Origin of the sequence: Rouxiella sp. T17 (genome assembly GCF_036663475.1) — a bacterium.
Lineage (GTDB): Bacteria > Pseudomonadota > Gammaproteobacteria > Enterobacterales > Enterobacteriaceae > Rouxiella.
Map to the genome: position 1 here is coordinate 163102 of NZ_JAWUEA010000027.1, position 22510 is coordinate 185611.

Annotated in this window: 15 protein-coding genes; 10 read left to right on the forward strand and 5 right to left on the reverse strand. The window is 51.7% G+C overall.

Translation table 11 applies throughout. The annotated features are described in order from the left end of the window. Window positions 1-96: 96 nt before the first annotated feature. The 4 genes from hmsP (at window position 97) to glf (ending at window position 6917) form a co-directional block, all read left to right on the forward strand. Complete coding sequence (gene hmsP, locus SC206_RS08530) at window positions 97-2085, forward strand: biofilm formation regulator HmsP (protein WP_332736127.1); 1989 nt, start codon at window positions 97-99, stop codon at window positions 2083-2085. Window positions 2086-2363: 278 nt separating this feature from the next. Continuing rightward, a complete protein-coding gene (locus SC206_RS08535; RefSeq protein ID WP_332736129.1) occupies window positions 2364-3644 on the forward strand; it encodes a dicarboxylate/amino acid:cation symporter in 1281 nt (426 codons plus the stop codon). Between the two features lie 417 nt (window positions 3645-4061). Beyond that, complete coding sequence (locus SC206_RS08540; RefSeq protein WP_332736131.1) at window positions 4062-5597, forward strand: M16 family metallopeptidase; 1536 nt, start codon at window positions 4062-4064, stop codon at window positions 5595-5597. Window positions 5598-5756: 159 nt separating this feature from the next. Further along, window positions 5757-6917: a UDP-galactopyranose mutase gene (gene glf / locus SC206_RS08545; RefSeq protein WP_332736133.1), complete on the forward strand. Its 1161-nt coding sequence runs from the start codon at window positions 5757-5759 to the stop codon at window positions 6915-6917. A 28-nt stretch (window positions 6918-6945) separates the two neighbouring features. On the opposite strand, the gene SC206_RS08550 is transcribed toward glf, so the two are convergent. Continuing rightward, a complete protein-coding gene (locus SC206_RS08550; protein WP_332736135.1) occupies window positions 6946-7884 on the reverse strand; it encodes a sugar kinase in 939 nt (312 codons plus the stop codon). A 234-nt stretch (window positions 7885-8118) separates the two neighbouring features. Between SC206_RS08550 and SC206_RS08555 the strand changes: the two genes are divergently transcribed. Continuing rightward, entirely contained in the window at window positions 8119-10245 is a 2127-nt protein-coding gene (locus SC206_RS08555; protein WP_332736137.1) for an AsmA family protein, read from the forward strand. A 109-nt stretch (window positions 10246-10354) separates the two neighbouring features. Here the strand turns inward: SC206_RS08555 and SC206_RS08560 are convergent, their stop codons facing one another. From SC206_RS08560 to SC206_RS08575, 4 genes are all read right to left on the reverse strand, one after another. Then, the gene (locus SC206_RS08560) at window positions 10355-11125 is read right to left on the reverse strand and encodes a CDP-diacylglycerol diphosphatase (protein ID WP_332736139.1); all 771 of its coding nucleotides are present in this window, start codon (window positions 11123-11125) and stop codon (window positions 10355-10357) included. 54 nt (window positions 11126-11179) lie between these two features. Beyond that, complete coding sequence (locus SC206_RS08565) at window positions 11180-12502, reverse strand: MFS transporter (RefSeq protein WP_332736141.1); 1323 nt, start codon at window positions 12500-12502, stop codon at window positions 11180-11182. A 344-nt stretch (window positions 12503-12846) separates the two neighbouring features. After that, on the reverse strand, window positions 12847-13875 hold the full coding sequence (gene yhjD / locus SC206_RS08570) for an inner membrane protein YhjD (protein ID WP_332736143.1): 1029 nt from the start codon (window positions 13873-13875) through the stop codon (window positions 12847-12849). Between the two features lie 99 nt (window positions 13876-13974). Then, entirely contained in the window at window positions 13975-14874 is a 900-nt protein-coding gene (locus SC206_RS08575; RefSeq protein ID WP_332736145.1) for a LysR family transcriptional regulator, read from the reverse strand. A 128-nt stretch (window positions 14875-15002) separates the two neighbouring features. Here SC206_RS08575 and SC206_RS08580 point away from each other — a divergent pair, with 128 nt between their 5' ends. From SC206_RS08580 to SC206_RS08600, 5 genes are all read left to right on the forward strand, one after another. After that, window positions 15003-15761 (forward strand): SDR family NAD(P)-dependent oxidoreductase, encoded by a 759-nt coding sequence (locus SC206_RS08580; RefSeq protein ID WP_332736147.1) that lies wholly within the window; start codon window positions 15003-15005, stop codon window positions 15759-15761. Between the two features lie 527 nt (window positions 15762-16288). Beyond that, entirely contained in the window at window positions 16289-16873 is a 585-nt protein-coding gene (locus SC206_RS08585) for a sorbitol dehydrogenase family protein (RefSeq protein WP_332736149.1), read from the forward strand. A gap of 324 nt (window positions 16874-17197) precedes the next feature. Next, the gene (locus tag SC206_RS08590) at window positions 17198-18625 is read left to right on the forward strand and encodes a cytochrome c (RefSeq protein ID WP_442976054.1); all 1428 of its coding nucleotides are present in this window, start codon (window positions 17198-17200) and stop codon (window positions 18623-18625) included. Between the two features lie 68 nt (window positions 18626-18693). Beyond that, window positions 18694-20325 carry a GMC family oxidoreductase gene (locus SC206_RS08595; RefSeq protein WP_332736153.1) on the forward strand — a complete coding sequence of 544 codons (1632 nt, stop codon included), beginning with the start codon at window positions 18694-18696 and terminating at the stop codon, window positions 20323-20325. Window positions 20326-20862: 537 nt separating this feature from the next. Beyond that, the gene (locus tag SC206_RS08600; protein WP_332736155.1) at window positions 20863-22491 is read left to right on the forward strand and encodes a malate:quinone oxidoreductase; all 1629 of its coding nucleotides are present in this window, start codon (window positions 20863-20865) and stop codon (window positions 22489-22491) included. The last annotated feature ends 19 nt before the right edge of the window (window positions 22492-22510 follow it).

A 22510-nucleotide genomic window follows, 5' to 3' on the forward strand; every position in this document is an offset into this window, starting at 1 on the left:
AGCCCGTCTTAACAGGTTTACTGCGTCTCTGCTCGCTAACTGCTATCATGCGTTCAGGCAGGCAGGCTGTGAGGGCGATTTCATTGGAGAGATACAGTGCGGGTTAGGCGTTCATTAACGATTAAACAGATGGCGGCGGTGTCCGGTGTGGCGCTGGTGACTATCTGCTTTTTTATCGCCATCCAACTTTTTCACTTCGTGGAGCAGAGGCGGGAAGACTACGCCCAGCAGCTGGAAAATATCGCCCATTCTGTCGCGAGGCCGCTGTCGCAGGCCGTGCTCGACGTTAATCTTCAAGAGACGCAGCATATTCTTAACACGCTGCGACCGGTCGGGATTCTTAACCGCGCCGACCTCGTGCTGCCCAACCAAATTTCGACGCTGCATACCCATTTTCCGGAAGGACGCCCCGTTCCAGAATGGATAATGAAAGGTTTTGACCTGCCGATAAAAGTCACGGTGCCGCTTTTTTCACCGGTTGCGAACCCTGATACCGCCCAGCCGCTGGCTTATCTGGTGCTGGAAGCCGACCCTTATCGCATGTTCCAGTTCTTCGTCAGCGCGCTTTCAACCATGCTGACCACCTATTTGCTGCTGGCATTAATTCTTTCCATTTCAATAAGTTGGTGCATTAATCGCCTGATCGTCAAGCCGTTGCGCGCCATCGCACGCGAGCTGGAATCTTTGCCGGAAAGCGAGGTTCACTATCATCAGCTTGAAACGCGACCGCGCCATCAGGATGACGAGCTGGGCATGCTGATCCGCAGCTATAACCGCAATCAGCAGCTGCTCGACAAAGCGCTGAAGGCGATGCAGCAAACGTCGAACCGTTTCCCCAATGAGGCGCAGTTTATTACCCGCGTCGAACAGCGGATGCACGGCAGTCTGGCGCAAAAAGATTTTCATATCATGCTGATTGGTATCGATAATTTAGGTGAAGGCGAGGCGGCCTGCTGTCCGGTGATTTCGGCGCTGCTTGAGGAACTTCCCGAGCAGAGCCTGCTGGCACGTCTCAGCTATAACGAATACGCGCTGATGGTTAGCGAAATTGAACGGCCGTTTATGGCGATGCGGCTGGCAAAACAGCTGATGACGCGTATCAACGCGCCGCAGCCTTTGAATGATACGCCGATGGCGCTGCATCCGACCGGAAGCATAGGTATTGCGCAATATCAGTATGTTAGCGGGAAAACTATCAGCGCTCAGCAACTGCTGATTAATGCCAGAACCGCGCGCCTGTCGGCGAATCAGCAGGGTAAAAACCAGATTCTGTTCTTCGAGCCGGGCCTGACCGCCAAGATCCAGCGCCGTATGCAGCAGGAAAACGAAATCCTTCACGCGATGGAGAAAGACGACTTTGCGCTGTTTATTCAACCGCAGCTCAATATGGCGACGGGCGACGTGATTGGCGCGGAGGCTTTCCTGCGCCGCAAGCTGTGCGACGGCAGCTACGGGCTTGAAAGCGATTTTATCGTGGTCGCGGAAGAGATTGGCGTGATGGCGCAGCTTGGCTACAAAATGCTGGAGCTGGGCTGTCATATTCTGGCCGACTGGCGGCTGCGCGGCATTGTGCTGCCGCTGTCGTTAAATCTTTCGGGCGTTCAGATTCAGCAGGCCAATTTCCTGCCGGAGCTGCGCAGTTTGCTGAGCCGCTATCAAATTGATCACGGGCAGCTGGTGCTCGAAATCACCGAAACGGCGCGGATTGAAGACTGGCCGCTGGCGCTTGGCGTGCTGTCGGAGCTGCGCAAGCTCGGGATTTCCATCGAGCTTGACGATTTCGGGCAGGGTTATTCAGGCCTGGAATATCTGGATAGGCTACGTAACCTGCCGGTCGACGCGCTGAAAATCGACCGTCTGTTTGTCAGCACCTTGCCGGAAGACGATGCAATGGTCAGCATTGTGGCGTCTATCGCGCGCGCCATGAATATTCAGCTGAAAGCAGAAGGGGTTGAAACCGCCGCGCAACGTGAGTGGTTAATCGCCAATCGGATAAATATTGGTCAGGGATTTCTATTTTCAGCCCCGCTTTCGCAGGCTGATTTTGAAACAAAATTTCTCTTAAATGCAACTTTAGAATATTAACGCTTAATACCTCGCAAACCCGCACCGACACTGGCTTGACTTAACTTTAAATTTTGTTAAATTTTTTAGCTGAATCCTTTCAGTTCAACTTTTCTAACATCAATGATTGCTAAACGAAACAATATATTTCCATCCTGTTATGTCGGTGTTATTTTCCGGCTGTCGCTATTCGCCCGACTGCTGTATATGTATGGCGATGTTCCCTTGGATTGCTTTTCACGTTTCGTTCCAGCGCATTGAAATCTGAGGGGATACTTTCACTACAGGATGGCCGTAAAATGAAAAAAACAATATTTAAAAGTCTTTATTTCCAGGTGTTGACTGCGATAACCCTCGGGGTATTGCTGGGGCACTTTTATCCAGAACTGGGGGCACAGATGAAGCCGCTGGGTGACGGCTTTGTCAAACTGATCAAAATGATTATTGCGCCGGTAATTTTCTGTACGGTAGTTACCGGAATTGCAGGGATGGAAAGCATGAAGGCCGTGGGTCGCACAGGTGCGATCGCGCTGCTCTATTTTGAAATCGTGAGTACTATCTCACTGATTATCGGCTTGATTATCGTCAACATTGTGCAGCCGGGTGCGGGGATGAACGTCGATCCTGCGGCGCTGGATGCCAAAGCGGTGGCCGTTTACGCCGAGCAGGCGCAGTCACAGGGCATCATTCCGTTCCTGTTGGATATCATTCCAAACAGTGTCATCGGCGCGTTTGCCAGCGGTAACATTCTGCAAGTGCTGCTGTTTGCCATCATGTTCGGCTTTGCCCTGCATCGTTTAGGCGATAAAGGCCAGCTGATGTTTAACTTCATCGACAGCTTCTCGAAAGTTATCTTCGGCATTATCAACATGATCATGCGTCTTGCGCCGCTGGGTGCCTTCGGCGCGATGGCGTTTACCATCGGTAAATATGGTGTGGGGTCGCTGCTGCAACTGGGTCAGCTCATCCTCTGCTTCTACCTGACCTGCGTGCTGTTTGTGATTGTGGTGCTGGGCCTGATTGCGCGCTTCACCGGTTTCAACATCTTCAAGTTCATCAACTACATCAAGGAAGAGCTGTTGATCGTGCTGGGGACCTCCTCTTCCGAATCTGCGCTGCCGCGTATGCTCGACAAGATGGAAAAGTTGGGTTGCAAGAAGTCGGTAGTGGGTCTGGTTATTCCAACGGGTTACTCGTTTAACCTCGACGGTACCTCGATTTACCTGACCATGGCGGCGGTGTTTATCGCTCAGGCGACCAATACCCACATGGATATCTGGCATCAGATTACCCTACTGGTGGTGCTGCTGCTTTCCTCCAAAGGTGCGGCGGGCGTGACCGGCAGCGGATTTATCGTGCTGGCGGCAACGCTGTCTGCGGTAGGTCATCTGCCTGTGGCGGGTCTGGCGCTGATTCTGGGTATCGACCGTTTCATGTCCGAAGCGCGTGCGCTGACTAACCTGATTGGTAACGGCGTGGCGACCGTTGTCGTGGCAAAATGGGTCGATCAGCTGGATGAAAAACAGCTGAATGACACGCTGTCCGGCAAGAAATCATTAGCGGCTGACAAGGCTGCATAATGCTTCCCTCCGAATTTTAGGTCTGCAAGGCGGCTGTTTTTCCCGAAAACAGCCCCTTTAGCCGCTAATTTTCGATTAAATCGGCCGGTTGCTTGATGTAACCGGTCGATTTTCTTCATAATAACCTGCTATTTATTCTCTTTCCGGATCTCGATGACCTCAACGTTTGGCCCGTTGCCAGACATTACAATATTTTCATTGTCGCGCGCGACATATGCAGAGTCGTGATGTCCAACGTAGTGCTACTCTTGCCGTTTTCGTTTTTTGTATTCGAGCTTGCCGCCTTAGGATTAAGGTAAGAGCAAGATTTAATTATTGAAAATTGAATTACTCGAGCCTTGTGCGTCGCCACTTTTGTCTCCTCAATCGTGCAGATTCACTCGCTACGGGTAGAGTTATTATGTAGGGGTTCACCACATGCAGGGCACCAGAATTCGCTTACTCCTTGGTGGGTTGTTGTTGGCTTCGGCTTGCAGCAACGTGCAGGCTGAAGCACTACAACCCGATCCGGCCTGGCAACAGGGCAAACTGGACAACGGCTTCACCTGGCAATTGTTAACGACGCCGCAGCGTCCCAACGATCGCATCGAACTCAGATTACTGGTTCGTACCGGATCGCTGGCAGAAAATCCGCAGCAGCAAGGCTTCGCGCACTTTTTACCGCGTCTGGCATTAATCCGCAGTGAAGGTTTCACCACGCCGCAGCTTCAATCTTTCTGGCAGCAGGCCATCGACAACCAGCGGCCTCTCTCGCCAGCGATCACGTCCTACGATTTCACCTCTTACAATCTGAGCCTGCCCAATGGCCGCCCGGACTTGATAAAGAGCGCGTTAAACTGGCTGGTCGATACCACCGGAAAAATGGTAATTACCCAAGACTCCGTTCACGCGGCTTATCAGGCACCGCAGGACCCGATCGACTCCGTGCCGATGGACTCCAGCGACATGTGGTGGCGTTATCGCATCAACGGTTCAACGCTGGTGGGGCATAGTCCTGACCTGCTGCCCGCCAACGTGGCGAAACCCGCTGACCTCGCCAAGTTTTATCATCAGTGGTACACGCCTGATGTGATGACGCTTTACGTGGTCGGCAACGTCGACAGCCGCGCCATGGCCGAGCAGATTAATCGCGCCTTCTCAACGCTGAAAGGCAGCCGCCAGACGCCGCAGACGATGCCAACGCTGGCTGACGTGCCGTCAAAAGCCATGGCGACCGTTGATCCGTCGTTGACCCAAGACCGGCTTTCGCTGATGTGGAGCATGCCGTGGCAGCCCATTCAGGACTCTCAGGCGATTACCGCCTACTGGCGCAGCGATTTGGCGCGTGAGGCGCTGTTCCAGCACCTTCAGCAGGCGCTGAAAACCTCCACTGAAGACAAGCAGGCCAAAGAAGGCGGAACGGTGCAGCCCGCGCTCGGCTTTGACTGTCGCGTGCAGTATCAGCATGCGCAGTGTGCGATTCGCATGGAAGCGCCGCGCGAGGCTATTCAACCGATGCTGAAACGCATGGCGAACGAGCTGATGAAAGTCCGCGACAACGGGCTCTCTCAGGCTGAGTTCGATGCCTTGGTTGCGCAGAAAAAAGACCAGCTTGGTCAGCTGTTTGCGACTTACGCGCGCACCGATACCGGCATCTTGATGAGCCAGCGTCTGCGTTCCCAGCAGAATGCGGTGGTCGATATCGCGCCGGAACAGTATCAAAAACTGCGCCAGACTTTCTTGTCGACCCTGACGCTGCCTGACTTTAATCAGGAGTTAAAACAGCAGCTGTCGCATGCGCCTTCTCTGCTGCTGGCTCAGCCAAAAGGTGAAGAAGAGCTGAGCGTGAAGACGCTGCAAGAAACCTTTGATGCCATCGTCGTGCCGGTTTCTGCACCGTCAGAATCCCAGGCCAGCGACGGCGCGCAGGCTTCCAACGCGCCCGCGCCAAGCAATCCGACGACCGCGCAGTAATCTCGACATTTACTTGCGCCACGCTTTATCAACATCTCCCCGGCACGGCTAAATCAGCGGTGTCGGGGAATGTTCATCGATTAATTTAATTAACCTTTTTCCGGCAAGGAGTTTTTCCAATAATCAACTAAGCTCAAAATAATAAGGGCGAGGATTGATATGAAGAAAAACATTCTGATTGTTGGCGCCGGATTTTCCGGTGCCGTAATAGGTCGTCTGCTTGCTGAAGAAAACTATAAAGTAACGATTATAGATTCGCGGAATCATATTGCCGGTAATTGTTATTCGGCGCGTCATAAAGAAACCAATGTATTAGTTCATACCTACGGACCTCATATATTTCATACAGATAATGAGACGGTCTGGAACTTCGTGAATAAACATACCAACATGATGCCCTACGTTAATCGCGTTAAAGCGACGGTGAACGGGCAGGTATTTTCGTTACCTATAAACCTGCATACCATCAATCAGTTCTTTAAGAAAACCTGCTCGCCGCAGGAGGCTAAAGCACTGATCGAAAGTAAAGGCGATCACACCATTACCGAGCCGACTTCTTTTGAACAGCAGGCGCTGCGCTTTGTCGGCAAAGAGCTGTACGAAGCCTTCTTCAAGGGCTACACCATCAAACAGTGGGGGCTTGATCCCTCCGAACTGCCCGCCTCAATTCTTAAACGTTTACCCGTGCGTTTTAACTATGATGATAATTACTTCAATCATAAATTTCAGGGCATGCCGGAAGAAGGCTATACCCCGCTGGTCGAAAGTATTCTGAATCATCCCAACATCACGGTAAAACTAAACACTCAGTTTGAAAAATCTGATAAGCAAAAATATGATCATCTATTTTATAGCGGACCTTTAGACGCCTATTTTGATTATCAATTTGGTCATCTGGCTTATAGAACGCTTGATTTTGAAGAGTTCAGCCAGCAGGGCGATTATCAGGGCACGGCCGTAATGAATTACTGTGAAACTTCCGTGCCTTATACCCGTATTACCGAACATAAATATTTTGCGCCGTGGGAAAGTCATGAAGGTACGGTCTGTTATAAAGAGTACAGCCGACTTTGCGGCGAAAATGACATTCCTTATTATCCGATTCGTCTGGTCGGTGAAATGACCCAGCTTGAAAAATACGTGGCGCTGGCAAAAAACGAACCTGCTATCACCTTTGTGGGACGTTTGGGCACCTATCGTTATCTGGATATGGATGTCACCATCGCCGAAGCAATGCAAACCGCGCAGCTGTTTCTTGACGCGGTTGCAAATGCGACCCCCATGCCTGCTTTCACTTGTGAAACGGGGCAAGCTCACTGATTTATCAAAACATGCACCAAGCCATTTACTAGGATATGCACCAAGTCATTGCTTCCAGTGGGATAATCGCCCCGCGATACTGGATAACGGTGCTGGCGGTTAAATGCCCGCACCGTGCGGACTCGATCTCGCTGGCACCGCATAGACGTTTTGCCAGATAACCGGCGCTGAAAGAGTCTCCGGCGGCGGTGGTATCAATGACTTTTTCTTTGTCGAGCTTTACAGCCGGCACGTCGTGTTCGCCCTGTGCATTCGACACGATGCAGCTGTCCGCGCCTCGTTTGATAATCACCTCGCTCACGCCCAATGCCTGCGTACGCGCAATGACATCTTGATAAGGCTGTTTTCCCCACAGCAAATCTTCGTCGTCAAGCGTCAGGAAGGCGATATCCGTGCAGGCGAGCAGCGCCTGATACGCTTCTCTGGCCTGTTCGACGCTTTCCCACAGTCGCGGACGATAGTTATTGTCGAAAATCACCTTGCCGCCGCGCGCGCGACACTCTTTCAACAGACTCATTAAACGCTGACGATTTTCATCGCTTAAAATCGCCAGACTAATGCCGCTTAAATAGAGGTAATCAAACTCTGCCAACTGTTGGCAGAGCGCGTCGGAATCAGGACCGTTTAGCCAAAATTTCGCCGCAGCATCATTGCGCCAATAGTAGAAGGTTCTCTCTCCGCTGGCGTCGGTTTCGATGACATACAGGCCGGGCAGTTTATTGTCGAGACGCTGCACCAAATCCGTTTTTACCCCTTCGCGTTGCCAGGCAGCCAGCATTTCTGCGCTGAAAGTGTCGGTGCCGAGCGCGGTCACGTAATGGACCTTTAACGCTTCTTCATCAACCTGACGGGCAATATAAACCGCCGTATTGAGCGTATCGCCGCCAAACCCGCGATTTATCGATTCGCCTTTCTGCGAGAGTTCAATCATGCACTCGCCAATGACGGCGATGTTTTTGGTAGTCATTGTCTATCCCCAGCGATTAAGAAATATGCTGACCAGTCTCTTCGCTCCCACGGATTCAGTCAATAGCATTAAAACAGCGTTTTATTTTTTTCCAAGACGCCTCGTAAAACACGAATTTTTATGTCGTTTTTTGGTTCGAGCCGTGCTTCTCTGGCCGCCTGATTATGCAGGGGCCGACAAACTCAACTATCTTTAATGAAACTTTTCATATAATTGCCTGACAGGAATAACTCTATGACACGCACTGGAAAAGCGCTGAGCTGGACAGGTGGGATTTTGGTCATCTTGGTTGTCGCTATCATTATTTTCATAGCGCTATTCGATTGGAACCGCCTTAAGCCCACGATTAACAAGAAAGTTTCCGCTGAACTCAACCGAGAATTCGCCATTCAGGGCGACCTCGGCGTGGATTGGTCGCGTCATAAGGAGGAGGGCGGCTGGCGTGCCTGGGTGCCTTGGCCGCACATTCATGCCGAAGATATTGTGCTGGGTAATCCAGAAGATGTGCCGAGCAAAACGCCGATGGTTCACCTGCAACGCGTCGATGCCAGCCTTGCGCCTTTAGCGCTGCTTAATAAAGAAGTGCTGATCCCGCGTATTTGGCTGAAGCAGCCTGATGCGTCGCTGATTCGACTCGCCAATGGCAAGAATAACTGGACCTTTAATCTCGCCAATAGTGACAACAAAGATCCTAACCAGCCGCCGTCAGCATGGTCGTTCAAAATGAATGACATCGTCTTTGACCGTGGACAAATTGACTTTAAAGACGCGACGCTGAAAGCCGATTTCCGCGCGGTCGTTGACCCGCTGGGCAAACCGCTGCCTTTTACCGAGGTTACCGGCAAGAAAGACGCGCCGAGCAAGAAAACGGATAAAGAGAGTAAAACGGCTGATAACTCGGTTTCCAAAAGCTCTGATTCCAAAAGCTCTGATTCTGATAAGCCTGCCACGCCAGACTTTGTGTTTGGCTGGAAAGTCGACGGCAAATACAAAGGCGAATCACTGTCGGGCAACGGCAAAATCGGCGGCATGCTGGCGTTGCAAGACAAAGACGCGCCTTTCCCGCTGCAGGCCGACGTGCGCTCGGGTGATACCCGCGTAGTGGTTGCCGGAACGTTACTTGACCCGATGAACCTTGGCGCGCTGGACCTGCGGCTGAAATTCTCGGGGCAGACGCTGTCCGATCTCTATGGTTTAACCGGCGTACTGCTGCCGCAAACGCCGCCTTATGAAACCGACGGCCATCTGATTGCCAAGTTACACGATAAAAACGGCGCTAAATTCCAGTATGAAAACTTCAACGGCGAAATTGGTGACAGTGATATTCACGGTTCACTGACTTACACCGCGAGCAAGCCGCGTCCGACTCTCGAAGGGGCGTTAACCTCCAACCAGCTTCGTTTTGCCGATTTGGCGCCGCTGATTGGTGCAGATTCCAACAAGGATAAAGCTAAGCGCGGCGAAACGACGCGTCAGCCGTCGGACAAAGTCTTGCCAGTCGAGAAATTTGATACTAAAAGCTGGCGTGTGATGGACGCCGACGTGAAATTCACCGCCAAGCGTATCGAGCACGGTAAATCTCTGCCTATCAGTAACTTGAATACGCATTTGAAACTGAAAGATGGCGACCTGTTATTGGATCCTCTGCGTTTTGGCGTGGCGGGCGGTAACTTGAATTCGACTGTACGTCTTGAAGGCGATAAATCGCCAATGCAGGGCCGCGTAGACATGCACGCGCGAGGCCTTCAGCTGAAACAGCTGGTGCCGAACGTGCAGTCGATGCAGAAAAGTTTGGGCCAGCTTAACGGCGATGCCAAGCTGACCGGCACGGGTAACTCCGTCGCGGCGCTGCTCGGGACCAGCAACGGCGAGATGAAACTACTGATCAACGATGGCGTTATCAGTCGCGGCCTGATGGAAATTGCTGGCCTCAACGTGGGTAACTACGTGGTGACCCGACTGTTTGGTGACGACGAGGTTGCTATCAACTGCGCGGCCGCCGACGTCAATATCAGGAGCGGATTGGCGCGTCCGAACCTGCTGGTGTTCGACACTGAAAACGCCATCATTAACGTGAGCGGAACCACCAATTTCGCCAACGAGCGTCTGGATCTGTCGATTAATCCTGAAAGCAAAGGGCTGCGCGTGTTAACGCTGCGTTCGCCGCTTTACGTGCGCGGGACCTTTAAAAATCCTGATGCGGGGGTTAAACCGGGTCCACTGATTGCACGCGGCGCGGCGGCGGTGGCATTGGGCGCAATAGTGGCGCCTGCCGCGGCGCTGTTAGCGCTGATTTCGCCGAGCGACAACGACACCAACCAGTGTGGCGCTATCCTGCAAAAAATGAAGGCCAGTAAATAACTGGCCCCTTGTTTTCTATCGCTCTACGGCGTTATTGAGTTTGTCGCTAATAAGTTTGTAGTTATTAAGTTTGTAGTTATTAAGTTTGTAGCTAATAAGTTTGTAGAGACTAAGGAGCAGGATTCAGGACCGCGCAGTTGTGGTCCTGAATCTCTTCGGTCGAGGCAAAGTTAAACAGCAACAGGTTACTCTGACTCGCCAGCAGCAAGAAATCCCCGCCTTTTAGCCCCACCATCGCCATCCCGAAATGCCCCATATTCTCGCGTGCCTCGGGCACCTCTTCGGCAAGCAGGCGGAACGCGCCTTTTTCATTTAATTCAGCGGGAGAAACCTTACGCGCCAGATAGTTGTGGCCAATCAGCTTGTCGGGCAGGGTTTGCCAGCGATAGCCAATCTGACCCACATCCTGACTCAGCGTGGTTTTCACCTGCGGTAACAGGCAAGAAATATGAATGTGCAGCTGGTTCTGACTACGGCCATATTCGGAATTAATCGCCAGCGAGATATTGCTGTCATCAATAGGTTTGCCGTATTTATCGGCCATGAAATGACGCGCCTGCCAAGCCTGAATAAAGAAATTCGGCGTCTGAGCATTTAGCACGGCGGGATTTTCAATGCCGCTGATTCTGGCGGTAGGCATCAGCAGAAACTGCAACGGCCCCACGATATCTTTAAGTACGACAAAACCCTGCTGCTCATCAACCTGTGAACAGGGCGCAGGCTGGCCGTTTTGCTGTTGATTCGGCAGACATTTCTGGCTGACGATGTTCCACAGCGCGTTCGGATTGCCGGATTTTGGCCAGAGGAAATAGGCAGCGGCAGCAATAATGACAACAACAAGAATAAGCAGGGGGAATAGCAGGCGAGGTCTTGGGCGCATCGGATTGCTCTTTGATAAAGCCCGACCTCGCAGAAACGCGGCCGGGCAAAATAATCACAATGACTGGTTACGGGTCTCTTTCGTCAACAGCAGAGCAATCAGGGTCAATGTTGCCATCGACGCAAGATAGACGCCGACGTAAAACAGCCCGTAATGGGTTGCCAGCCAGGTCGCAATATAAGGTGCAACGGAAGCGCCTAATATTGAAGACACATTATAGGAGAAAGAGGCGCCGGTATAGCGAACTTCGGTCGGGAAAAGTTCTGGCAGCAGCGCGCCCATCGGACCAAACGTCAGGCCCATCACGCTAAAGCCGCACAGCAGGAAAATCATCACCGAGCCGATAGAACCGCCACTGATTACTGACGGGAAGGTCAGCGCAAACAGGATGATCAGCAGCGTAATGCAGATCATGGTTTTGCGACGGCCAAACTTGTCGGCCAACTGACCCGCGACCGGCACCATCACGCCAAAACCGATCACGCCAATCATCAGCATCAGCAGGAAGTCGTTACGTGCGATGCCCAGACCGGCCGGTTTTGCCGTGGTGCCGTAACCCAGCGAGTAAACGGTCATGATGTAGAACAGCGTGTAAGTTGCCACCATGATGAAGGTGCCGAGCAGCGTCGGGCGCCAGTGTTTGCTGAACAGGGTCGCAATCGGCACTTTCAACTGCTTGCCCGCTTTCGCTACTTTGGCGAACACCGGGGTTTCGTGCAGAGAAACGCGAACGTACAGGCCAACCAGCACCAGCACCGCAGAAAGCAGGAACGGCACGCGCCAGCCCCAGTCGATAAACTGCTGTTCGGTCAGTAACCATGAGAGCAGCAGGAACATGCCGTTGGCGAAGAAGAAGCCGATCGGCGCGCCGAGCTGTGGGAATGAACCATAAAGCGCACGCTTTTTGGCAGGCGCATTTTCGGTCGCCAGCAGCGCCGCGCCGCCCCATTCACCGCCAAGGCCGAGACCCTGACCAAAACGGGCCAACGCCAGCAGCAGCGGCGCAAATACGCCGATAGTGGCATAGGTTGGCAGCAGGCCGATGACGACGGTCGATACGCCCATCGTTAATAGAGAAGCAACGAGCGTGACTTTACGGCCTACGCGGTCACCGAAGTGGCCGAAGAGTGCCGAGCCGATAGGGCGCGCAACAAAGGCGATGGCGAAGGTCGCCAAAGATTGTAGCGTGGCCGCAGTAGGATCGCCCTGAGGGAAGAAAATGTGCGGGAAGACAATCACTGCCGCCGTCGCATAAATATAAAAATCAAAAAACTCGATGGCGGTACCAATCAAAGAAGCGATGATAACTTTGCCGCGAGAATTTTGGCTGACGAGTTCCGCGTCGGCTTCGAGTTCTGGGGTGATGGTGGCTTGCATAAGTGTTTCTTATCGGTTTTTTATGTAAATTGATTTGATTGAAAAAATCATCTTAAGCACTGCCATGGGGAGTTTCAACACGGCGAACTGCACCAAAAACAGGCTTTTCGGCCGTATTGGGAGATTCACCCGCAAACAGCAGGGGTGAGCAGTCATTAGTTTGTTGAATGGTTTATTTTCAGAGTAACATTCTGTAAAAAAGTGAAATAAAAGTGAGCAGGGTAGTGAGTTGTTCTAGGTTTGGAGAAGTGACAGGCTGCTTTTTAGAATAATACACTGCTTTAAAGGCTAATTTTCAGTGGTTCATGCCAGTAAGCAGGCGCTGACTGGCATGAAGAGATTGATTACGCCTTGGCGGCATCGTCTGGCTGGTCTACCGGCGGGTCATCGCTGTAGCGCGCGGTGGCAATCCACGCCGCGCAAAACAGCGTTAACCGAGCGAAGAAATAGAAGAAAGCCATCAGACCAATCACCGAGCCAAAAGCAGCGCCCGACGGCGAGCTCGCCAAGCGGGGCAGCGTCATGGTCATGATAAATTTAATCACCTCAAAACCAATTGCCGCAATCAGCGTACCGCGAAACAGCGCTTTCTTGCGCGGCTTGTGGCGCGGCAATATCCAGAATATCCACAGGAATAACAAATAGTTGGCTGCGACAGAAATCGCCAGCGTGATAATGGTCAGCGCAGGGCGCAGCCAGTCAAGATGGCTCAGACCCAAGGCATCGACAATGCTTTCCTGCGCAGAACCGGCGATAGAGGTCAGCGACAGCGTAATCGTCAGCGCCAGCACCAAACCAATCAGCGAGATAAAATCGCGCAGGTAGCGTTTATAGATTTTCTCTTCATCTTTCGGATTACGTTCCCACACGTCGCGCGACTGGGCGCGGATCGCCTCGCGCAGATTGCCCATCCAGCTAATGCCCGAATAGAGCGCAATCACTAATCCGGAGAGGCCGACGGTGGTGCGTTGCTGAACGGCGGTGTTTACGGTGCTCTTCAACGTGTTCGCCAAGTTAGGATCGCTAATGCTGTTGACGATTTTGCCGATAAGCTCGGTAAGCAGATCAGGATTCGAGGCCAGCACAAAACCGACGGCGGCAAACGAGACCATCAAAATCGGGATCAGTGACAGAAACGAAAAATAGGTGATCGCCGCGCCAAACTGGCTGCCAAGGCGGTCGTTAAATCTTTCGGTAGCGCGCAGCACGTGCGCCACCCAGTGCCAGGCCTGCACGCGTCTCACCATGCGCGAAACGCCGGTCACCGTCGAGTCCACCGTTTCATTGCCAGTCTTGATATTTATCAGCGGCTTGTTGATGTCCGGTTTAGTCGTTTTTTCTTTTGTTGATTCATCTTTGGTGGATGTCGGCATGAAACCCCTCATTCCTTATCGTTATGTGTGTTCAAACTTCCAGTATAGTCACCCTCTGCCCTGCTGCCCGTAAATGGCCAGGTTGGGGAGGAAAAAATCTTATCCTATATAGGTTTGCATAATCTCTCTTAACCAATCCATAAAGATTTTTACCCGACGGGAGAGGTGACGACGATGGGGATAAACCAGCGTGACCGGCATCGGCGGCGGCAAAAATCGGGGCAAAATCAGCACTAATCTTCCCTGCTCCAGATAACCCTGCACGCCGATGCGCGGCACCTGAATAATGCCAAGCCCGGACAAGCAGGCGGCGGTATAAGTGACGGTGCTGTTTACCGTAATTGCGCCGCCGCTTTTGACGCGTTTTAGCTCTTTACCTTCAAGATATTCAAACTCGTTACCCCGACTGCGCAGCGCGTGATCGTAATTAACCATCGCGTGATTGGCTAAATGATCGGGATGTTCCGGCTGGCCGTAACGCTTGATGTAATCAGGGCTGGCGCAGTTGACCACGCTGAGTTCGCCAAGCGTTCGCGCGATCAGACCCGAATCTTTCAAATGGCCGACGCTGACCACGCAGTCAAACCCTTCGCGCACCACATCGACCCGATGGTCGCTGCTGCTGAGTTCAATTTCCAGCGCGGGGTAGCGATTCAGAAACTCGGAAAGGCGCGGCAACACCAGATTCGTCGCCATGGTTAAGGGCATATCAACGCGTATTTTACCACTCACGGTGGTGGGATTGGTCTGGAACATCGACTCGAGCTCGTCCATGTTCGCCAGCAGCTCTTTGCAGCGCTCGTAAAAAACCTGCCCGTCCTGCGTTAACTGCACCCGTCGCGTTGAACGATGTAACAATCGCGCCGACATTCGCGCCTCAAGCTGCTGCACTAATCGCGACACGCTGCCCTTCGGCAAACCCAGACTTTCAGCCGCGCGGGTAAAATTATTCAACTCCGCCACGCGGACAAAAACCTGCATCGATTGAATTTTATCCACATTTTATCCTTGAGAAGGGCTTAATGTTGTTGAGAACGTGACAGTGAAACTCATTTTAGACTATTTATCATTCTGCCTGTGTCTAATAGGCTATTTAATACACAGCACCTCAATCATGGAGTCTTAAAATGAGCAATAAAATCGCATTAGTCACCGGTGGCAGTCGCGGATTGGGCAAAAACGCCGTACTTAAGCTGGCAGAACAAGGTATTGACATCATTTTGACCTACAACAGCCAGCATCACGAGGCTGAATCCGTGGTTCGCGAAATTGAGTATATTGGTGCCAAAGCGGCGGCCTTGCAGCTCGACGTGTCTGATAGCCAGGGTTTCGACGATTTTGTAGAAAGAGTCAAAGCCACGTTGGAGAAAATTTGGGAGCGCGATAATTTCAATTTTCTGGTGAATAACGCGGGCATTGGTATCAACGCCTCTTATGCGGATACCACCGAAGAGCAGTTTGACCTGCTGATGAATATTCATCTTAAAGCGCCGTTTTTCTTAACCCAGAAACTGCTGCCGCTGATTGCCGACGGCGGACGGATTTTGAACGTTTCTTCAGGACTCACGCGTTTTTGCCTGCCGGGTTATGCGGCTTATTCAACGATGAAAGGGGCGATGGAAGTGTTGACCCGTTATCAGGCCAAAGAGCTGGGCGCGCGCGGCATCGCGGTGAATATTCTGGCACCGGGCGCGATAGAAACCGATTTTGGCGGCGGAACCGTGCGAGACAACCAGCAGGTTAATCAGTACGTGGCGAAAAACACCGCGCTGGGTCGCGTGGGTGTGCCCGATGATATTGGTGGGATGATCGCGATGTTGCTGAGTGAACACAGCGGGTGGGCCAACGGCCAGCGTATCGAAGCGTCGGGCGGCATGTTCCTGTAGCGGTTTCTGCACGTTAACTGTTTATACAAATAAACAGTTTCTGAACGTTAAAAGCGCGGGTTGACGGTTTAATAATCAAAAAAATAGCCCAAGCTGGCGAGATAATTTCCGACTTTAAATACGAAACAAAGACGGGAAATATTTAAGCAGCGCGATAGATATAAATTCCAAGGCAAATAATGAACCTGTTGATTCATTATTTGCCTTTTTTTTCGCCCGTCAGAATAATTAAATAAATAGAACGCCATTTTAATAAAAAATGCTAAAGACTGGTTCGCAACCTTAAATGCTTTGTGAAATTATTGTTATCAATTTGTTTGAACAATTTAATTAACTTTATTACATATTATCATGATTTTGTTACATTTATCGTCGCGATAAGACCCCAAATTTTGTGACTCCTATCACAAATGTCCCTATGATAAATCCGCCTTTGCAGCCAGCAGAGGAAATACCACTCAAGTGAAAAAAAATTTTCTCGCGCTTATTCAACAATATGCAGACAGGGTTTTTATTTAGGGAGTCATGTGAAAAACAATAATAATTCAGACGGTCAATCTGAACTGAGCGCTAATGGACGTAGTCGCCGAAGTTTGATTTCTCGCTCAAGTTCGGTCATCGCCAGCTTTGCCTTGGTCTCCGGCGGATTATCGGCAGTGCCGGCATTGGCCGCCGAAAATAAGCCTGATAATAAAAATGCCGCTGCAGATCTTGCCGCATTTATTAAGTTATCGCGCTTATTAACCGGCCATAACAGCCTGGATGTTCAGCTAGGGGAAAGATTATATCTCGCGCTTTGCCAGCACGATGGGCAATTTTCGGCTCAGGTAAAACAGCTTATTGCTTTCGCTGAGCAAAATAATATTCCTGATGTTGAAACGCTGGATGAAAAATTAAAACAGCAGCCTTTGCACGAGCCGATGATGTCGATTATCAAAGCTTGGTACAGCGGGGTCATTGAACCTGGATATCACGCCAGAGTTTATGGATACCAGCAGGCGTTGATGTATCAGGTATCGCGTGATGGCATGGTTATCCCTACTTATGCGCACAACGGCCCTGATTATTGGGTGGCGAATCCGCCTCCGGTTGATCGACTGCTGACTTTCTAAAAAAAGTTTTTTAAACAACCAGCAGGCTATGCCGAAGTGGGTATGCAGGAACAGTTCGCGCACAGCATGATTTAAATTCAACGCTCGTTTTCACCACTGACCGGATTTTCCTCGGGAAAAGCCCGTGGCCGTCTGCGCCCGAAATTCAGTGCGTGCCTGTGTCGTTATTAACGATGGTTATTGAACATAGCTATTAAAAATAGTGATTGAAAACAGGCGTGGAGAGCAGATATGGAGAGCAGGTTCTTGTCAAAAAATTCACTATTTACCCGTTATCGCGCAGTTAAAAATACCTTTTATCTCGCGGGACTCGCCGCCTCGGTCATGGTCGGCATGAATGTTGCGCAGGCCGCAGAAAGCCTGCCGCTTGCCGCACCCTCCGATCATCAAACGGGCGTAGATCTTATTGCTCGCGGTAAATATTTGGCGATCGCTGCCGACTGCGCGGCGTGTCATACCAACCCTGAAAGCAAAGACTTATTTGCCGGTGGATACGCGATTCATTCGCCTATGGGCATTATTTACTCCACCAATATCACGCCTTCAACAAAGTTTGGTATCGGAAATTATTCAGAAGCGCAGTTTTCAAAAGCCGTGCGTGACGGTATTCGCGCCGACGGCGATCACCTCTATCCTGCGATGCCTTACCCTTCCTATGCTGGCCTGACCGACGCCGACATCAACGCGCTTTATGCCTACTTTATGCACGGTGTAAAACCGGTCGACGTTAAACCGCAGCAAACGGCGCTCAGTTTCCCGTTTAATTTGCGCTTTTCCATGGCGGGCTGGAACCTGCTCTTCCTGCATAACCGACCTTTTAAGCCAGAAGATGACCAGGACGCCACCTGGAATCGCGGGAAATATCTGGTCGATACCGTCGCGCACTGTAGCGAATGTCACACGCCGCGAAATGCATTAATGGCGTTGCAGGGCGGCAAAGCATTATACAGCGGCACGCTCCTCGGCAGCTGGCATGCGCCGAATCTGACCAGCGATCCGGTGAGCGGATTAGGCAGCTGGAGCGACAAGGATTTAGCGCAGTATCTGCAAACCGGACACGTTAACGGTAAGGCGCAGGCCGCCGGACCGATGGCAGAAGCCGTGACCAACAGTCTGCAATATCTGCACGATGATGATATCAAGGCGATTATTACCTATCTTCGCACGTTACCGGCCGTGCGTGACCCGTCACAAACCCATCACGCGGCCAGTTTTGGTACCGATACCAATCAGGCAAGCGATCACGTAAACAATACCGATACCGCCGTTCGCGGCACTCAGCCCATCGCCAAATTCTTCGCAGCCGATGCTTCGGGTCAGACGATATATGACGCGGCCTGCTCGAGCTGCCACCAGCCGGACGGCAAGGGCACGCAAGACGGTTTCTATCCTTCACTCAGCCATAACACCACGCTGGGCGGCGATTCCCCCAACAATCTGGTGTCGGCCATTCTGTTCGGCGTTCAACGCACGGTCGGCGACAAGTCTGTTCTGATGCCGGCATTTGGTCCTTATTCCGACGTGCAGGCCCTTAGCGACAAGCAGGTCGCCACGCTGAGTAACTATTTATTCAAACAGTACGGAAATCCCGAGCTTTCCGTGACGGAGGAAGAGGTCACCGCTATTCGTCAGGGCGGCCCGACGCCGCTTATCGCCAAAATTGCCGAGCCTGCTTCGATTGCCGGTGGCGTGGTGGTCGTGGTGCTGCTGATATTGCTCGCCGTGTGGCGCGTTCGCCGTAAACGCCGTTAAACCAACGAGAGTGGCTTGTTACTGATTTGATTGCGCTTTGGCGCGTGCGAAAAATTTTGAGGTTTTAAATGTCTAACGAATTAAGTGCTGACGTCGTCATTATTGGCGGCGGAATTTGTGGTGGTTTTGTTGCCCAAGAGTTGGCACAAACGGGATTGTCGGTGTTGGTTCTGGAGGCGGGTCCTCGCTGGGAACGCGCAGAAGTGGTTGAAAACTGGCGTAATATGCCACCCATCAACAAAGCTGAATCTGACTACGCGACGCCTTATCCGGCCTCGCCGTGGGCCGTGCATCCACAGCTGCACCCTAATAATGAGTATCCGCAGGTCGATGGGCCCGACGCCTCGGCCTATCGTCAGGGCGTGGTGCGCGGCGTGGGGGGCACAACCTGGCACTGGGCGGCGTCGACCTGGCGTTTCCTGCCACACGATTTACAACTTCATTCAACCTATGGCGTCGGCCGTGATTGGGCGGTGACTTACGATGAGTTGGAAGACTATTACTATCGTGCCGAAGTGGAAATGGGCGTTAACGGGCCAAACGACGACACGCTGAAGTACGTTGCGCCGCGCAAACAGCCTTTCCCGATGGAGCCGATGCCTTATGGTCCGGCAGATCGCCGTTTCACGGAGGTTGTGGCCAAGGCGGGTTATGAGAATACGCCGGTGCCACAGGCGCGAAACAGCCGTCCTTATAATGGTCGCCCGCAGTGCTGCGGCAATAATAACTGCATGCCAATTTGTCCGATCGGCGCGATGTTTAACGGCATTCACAGCATCGTAAAAGCAGAAAAATTTGGTGCGCGGGTGATTTCAAACGCCGTGGTTTACAGCATGGAAACCAACGCCGCCAATGAAATTGTGGCCGTCAATTTCTACGATCCTGACAAACGCTCCACCCGCGTCACCGGCAAAACCTTTGTCTTGGCGGGCAACGGGATTGAATCGCCAAAACTGCTGCTGCTGGCCGCCAACGATCGCAATCCAAACGGCATTGCCAACAGTTCGGGCCACGTCGGACGTAACATGATGGATCACCCGGGTATTTTGATGAGTTTCCAGGCGGCGGAGCCTATTTGGACAGGCGGCGGTTCGGTGCAAATGAGCTCGATTACCAATTTCCGCGATGGCGATTTCCGTCGTCATCAGTCGGCCATTCAAATCGGCATGAACAACACCTCGCAAAACCACAAGGCGGGCGTGAAAGCGTTGCAGATGGGACTGGTGGGCAAGAAGCTCGACGCAGAAATTCGCCGCCGTTCCGCGTGCGGCATGGATATCTATGTTAACCACGATATTTTGGCCAACCCGGATAACCGCCTGCGTTTAAGTACCACCAAAAAAGATTCGCTGGGGATCCCGTATCCGCACATTACTTACGATGTAGGTGATTATGTGCGCCGCGCCGAAGCAAGTTCGCGCCAGCATTTACAGCAAATTGCCGAGCTGTTTGGCGCAACGGAAATCGAATCGACGCCTTACTTTAATCCCAATAATCACATTATGGGCGGCACGATTATGGGACACGATCCAAAGGATTCGGTCGTCGATGGCTGGATGCGAACCCATGATCACCGCAATTTGTTTATTGCATCCGGCGGCGCGATGGCCTCGGCCGGTACGGTTAATTCCACTTTAAGTATGGTGGCCTTATCTCTGCGCGCGGTCGATGCAATCAAGAAAGATATGCTTCACGCTTAAAAAATTTTAAGTGCTGAGGATTTTCAGAAACCAGTCTCCGGGCTGGTTTTTTAAGCAAAATTTGACCCGCTTCACAAGATACAGGTATCTTAGACATTCTGTGCGGTTTTTAAGCAACGCGTTATTCTCGTTTTACCCAACTGATCGTATTTTATTCAGCCTCTGTTTCTTATTTATTTAATCCATTAATTCAACTTATTGCGCATTTTTGTGCTGTTTTAGACAAACTTTTGCGTGAATAATTGGTTAATTTTTTCCCATAACTATGCCATTATCATAATATTTGATTTATTAAATTTATTATCGCGTAAGTGACAAAAATGTTATGTTAGTTACGTAGATTGGTGTTTTTTGTTAAAAATAACCACTAGGTTAGTGTGGAAAACGCGGGCCGTTTCTAAGTACTCCCGTTTCTAAGTACTTCTTGATTAAAGTACTCCCCGTTTCTAAATACTCCCCGTATTGAGAAACGAAGCGGTCCCTTCACAAGGACGTTGGGTTTTTCACCTGCTTTAGCTAAAAAGTGAGAAGTTAACCATGAAAAATCGACTATCCGGTGCTTCAGGCATGGGCCTGATGGCGCTGTCTAAACACGCGGCAGCGGCGGAAAATAAAATCGTTGATGTGGTCCTGATTGGCGGCGGAATTATGAGCGCCACGCTGGGCACCTACCTTCAGGAGCTGGAGCCTGACTGGTCGATTAATATGTATGAGCGACTGGATAGCGTGGCCGACGAAAGTTCCAACGGATGGAATAACGCCGGTACCGGTCACTCGGCTCTGGCCGAAATGAACTACACCCCTGAAAAATCCGACGGTTCGGTTGATATCTCCAAAGCGGTCGATATTAACGAAGCCTTCCAGATTTCACGTCAGTTCTGGGCCTCACAGGTCGAGAAGGGCGTGCTCGGTGAACCGCATTCGTTTATTACCAGCGTGCCGCACATGAGCTTTGTCTGGGGCGAGAAAAACGTCGATTTCCTGCGTAAACGTCACGCGGCGCTGCAAACCAGCACCCTGTTCCGTGGCATGGAGTTTTCAGAAGACCCTGCGCAAATCGAAAAATGGATCCCGCTGGTGCTCGAAGGGCGCAAGCAGGGCGAAAAAATTGCCGCGACGCGAATTGAAAGCGGCACGGACGTTAACTTCGGCGCGATCACCCAGCAGCTGGTGGAATCTCTGCGCAAGAAGCCAAACTTCAGCCTGAATCTGGGCCACGAAGTAAAAAACATTAAACGTAACGCCGATCAGACGTGGACCGTGACCTTTGCTCAAACCAAAGGCGGCCGCGAAATTAATGTCACCACGCGCTTTATCTTTATCGGCGCGGGCGGGGCATCACTGACGTTGTTACAGAAATCCGGCATTCCAGAAGCGGCGCGCTACGGCGGTTTCCCGGTCGGCGGCGAATTCCTGGTGACGGATAACCCAGAAATCGTAAAACGTCATGAAGCGAAAGTTTATGGCAAGGCTTCGGTTGGCGCACCGCCTATGTCGGTTCCGCATTTGGATACCCGCGTGCTGGACGGCAAAAAAGTGCTGCTGTTCGGACCGTTCGCCACTTTCTCCAGCAAGTTCCTGAAAAATGGCTCGCTGTGGGACCTGTTCGGGACAGTCAATCTGCACAACATCTTCCCGATGGTGCGCGTAGGGCTTGATAACTTTGACTTGGTTAAATATCTGATTAATCAGGTTATGCTGAGCGAAGACCAGCGCCTCGAAGCCTTGAAAGAGTACTTCCCGGCGGCGAAAAAGCAGGATTGGCGTTTAGTGGTTGCCGGTCAGCGCGTGCAGATTATCGAGAAAGATGGCAAGCAGGGCGGCGTGCTGCGTTTGGGTACCGAAGTCGTGACCTCGCAGGATGGCTCGATTGCCGCGCTGCTGGGCGCTTCGCCGGGTGCTTCAACCGCCGCGCCAATCATGCTGCAACTGATGGAACGCGTGTTTAAAGAGAAAATTGCTACGCCGGAATGGCAGGGCAAGCTGAAAGAGATGATCCCCTCTTACGGCCAGAAACTGAATGGTAATGTCGAATTAACCGAAAGGGAAATGAGCCGCACCAGCCGTATTCTGCAACTCGATGCCGCCACCGCTAAGCCCGCTGTCTCCCAGCCCGTTGTGCATGAGCTGGAAGTCGAAGCCGAGCAGGAAGAATTTACTTCTTAATCGTTTCGCAAAAATAGTT

Excerpts from the sequence above, each read along its gene's own strand:
- SC206_RS08535 (WP_332736129.1), top strand. The coding sequence starts at position 2,364 with ATGAAAAAAACAATATTTAAAAGTCTTTATTTCCAGGTGTTGACTGCG.
- SC206_RS08540 (WP_332736131.1), top strand. The coding sequence starts at position 4,062 with ATGCAGGGCACCAGAATTCGCTTACTCCTTGGTGGGTTGTTGTTGGCT.
- glf (WP_332736133.1), top strand. The coding sequence starts at position 5,757 with ATGAAGAAAAACATTCTGATTGTTGGCGCCGGATTTTCCGGTGCCGTA.
- SC206_RS08550 (WP_332736135.1), bottom strand. The coding sequence starts at position 7,884 with ATGACTACCAAAAACATCGCCGTCATTGGCGAGTGCATGATTGAACTC.
- SC206_RS08555 (WP_332736137.1), top strand. The coding sequence starts at position 8,119 with ATGACACGCACTGGAAAAGCGCTGAGCTGGACAGGTGGGATTTTGGTC.
- SC206_RS08560 (WP_332736139.1), bottom strand. The coding sequence starts at position 11,125 with ATGCGCCCAAGACCTCGCCTGCTATTCCCCCTGCTTATTCTTGTTGTT.
- SC206_RS08565 (WP_332736141.1), bottom strand. The coding sequence starts at position 12,502 with ATGCAAGCCACCATCACCCCAGAACTCGAAGCCGACGCGGAACTCGTC.
- yhjD (WP_332736143.1), bottom strand. The coding sequence starts at position 13,875 with ATGCCGACATCCACCAAAGATGAATCAACAAAAGAAAAAACGACTAAA.
- SC206_RS08580 (WP_332736147.1), top strand. The coding sequence starts at position 15,003 with ATGAGCAATAAAATCGCATTAGTCACCGGTGGCAGTCGCGGATTGGGC.
- SC206_RS08590 (WP_442976054.1), top strand. The coding sequence starts at position 17,198 with ATGGTCGGCATGAATGTTGCGCAGGCCGCAGAAAGCCTGCCGCTTGCC.
- SC206_RS08595 (WP_332736153.1), top strand. The coding sequence starts at position 18,694 with ATGTCTAACGAATTAAGTGCTGACGTCGTCATTATTGGCGGCGGAATT.
- SC206_RS08600 (WP_332736155.1), top strand. The coding sequence starts at position 20,863 with ATGAAAAATCGACTATCCGGTGCTTCAGGCATGGGCCTGATGGCGCTG.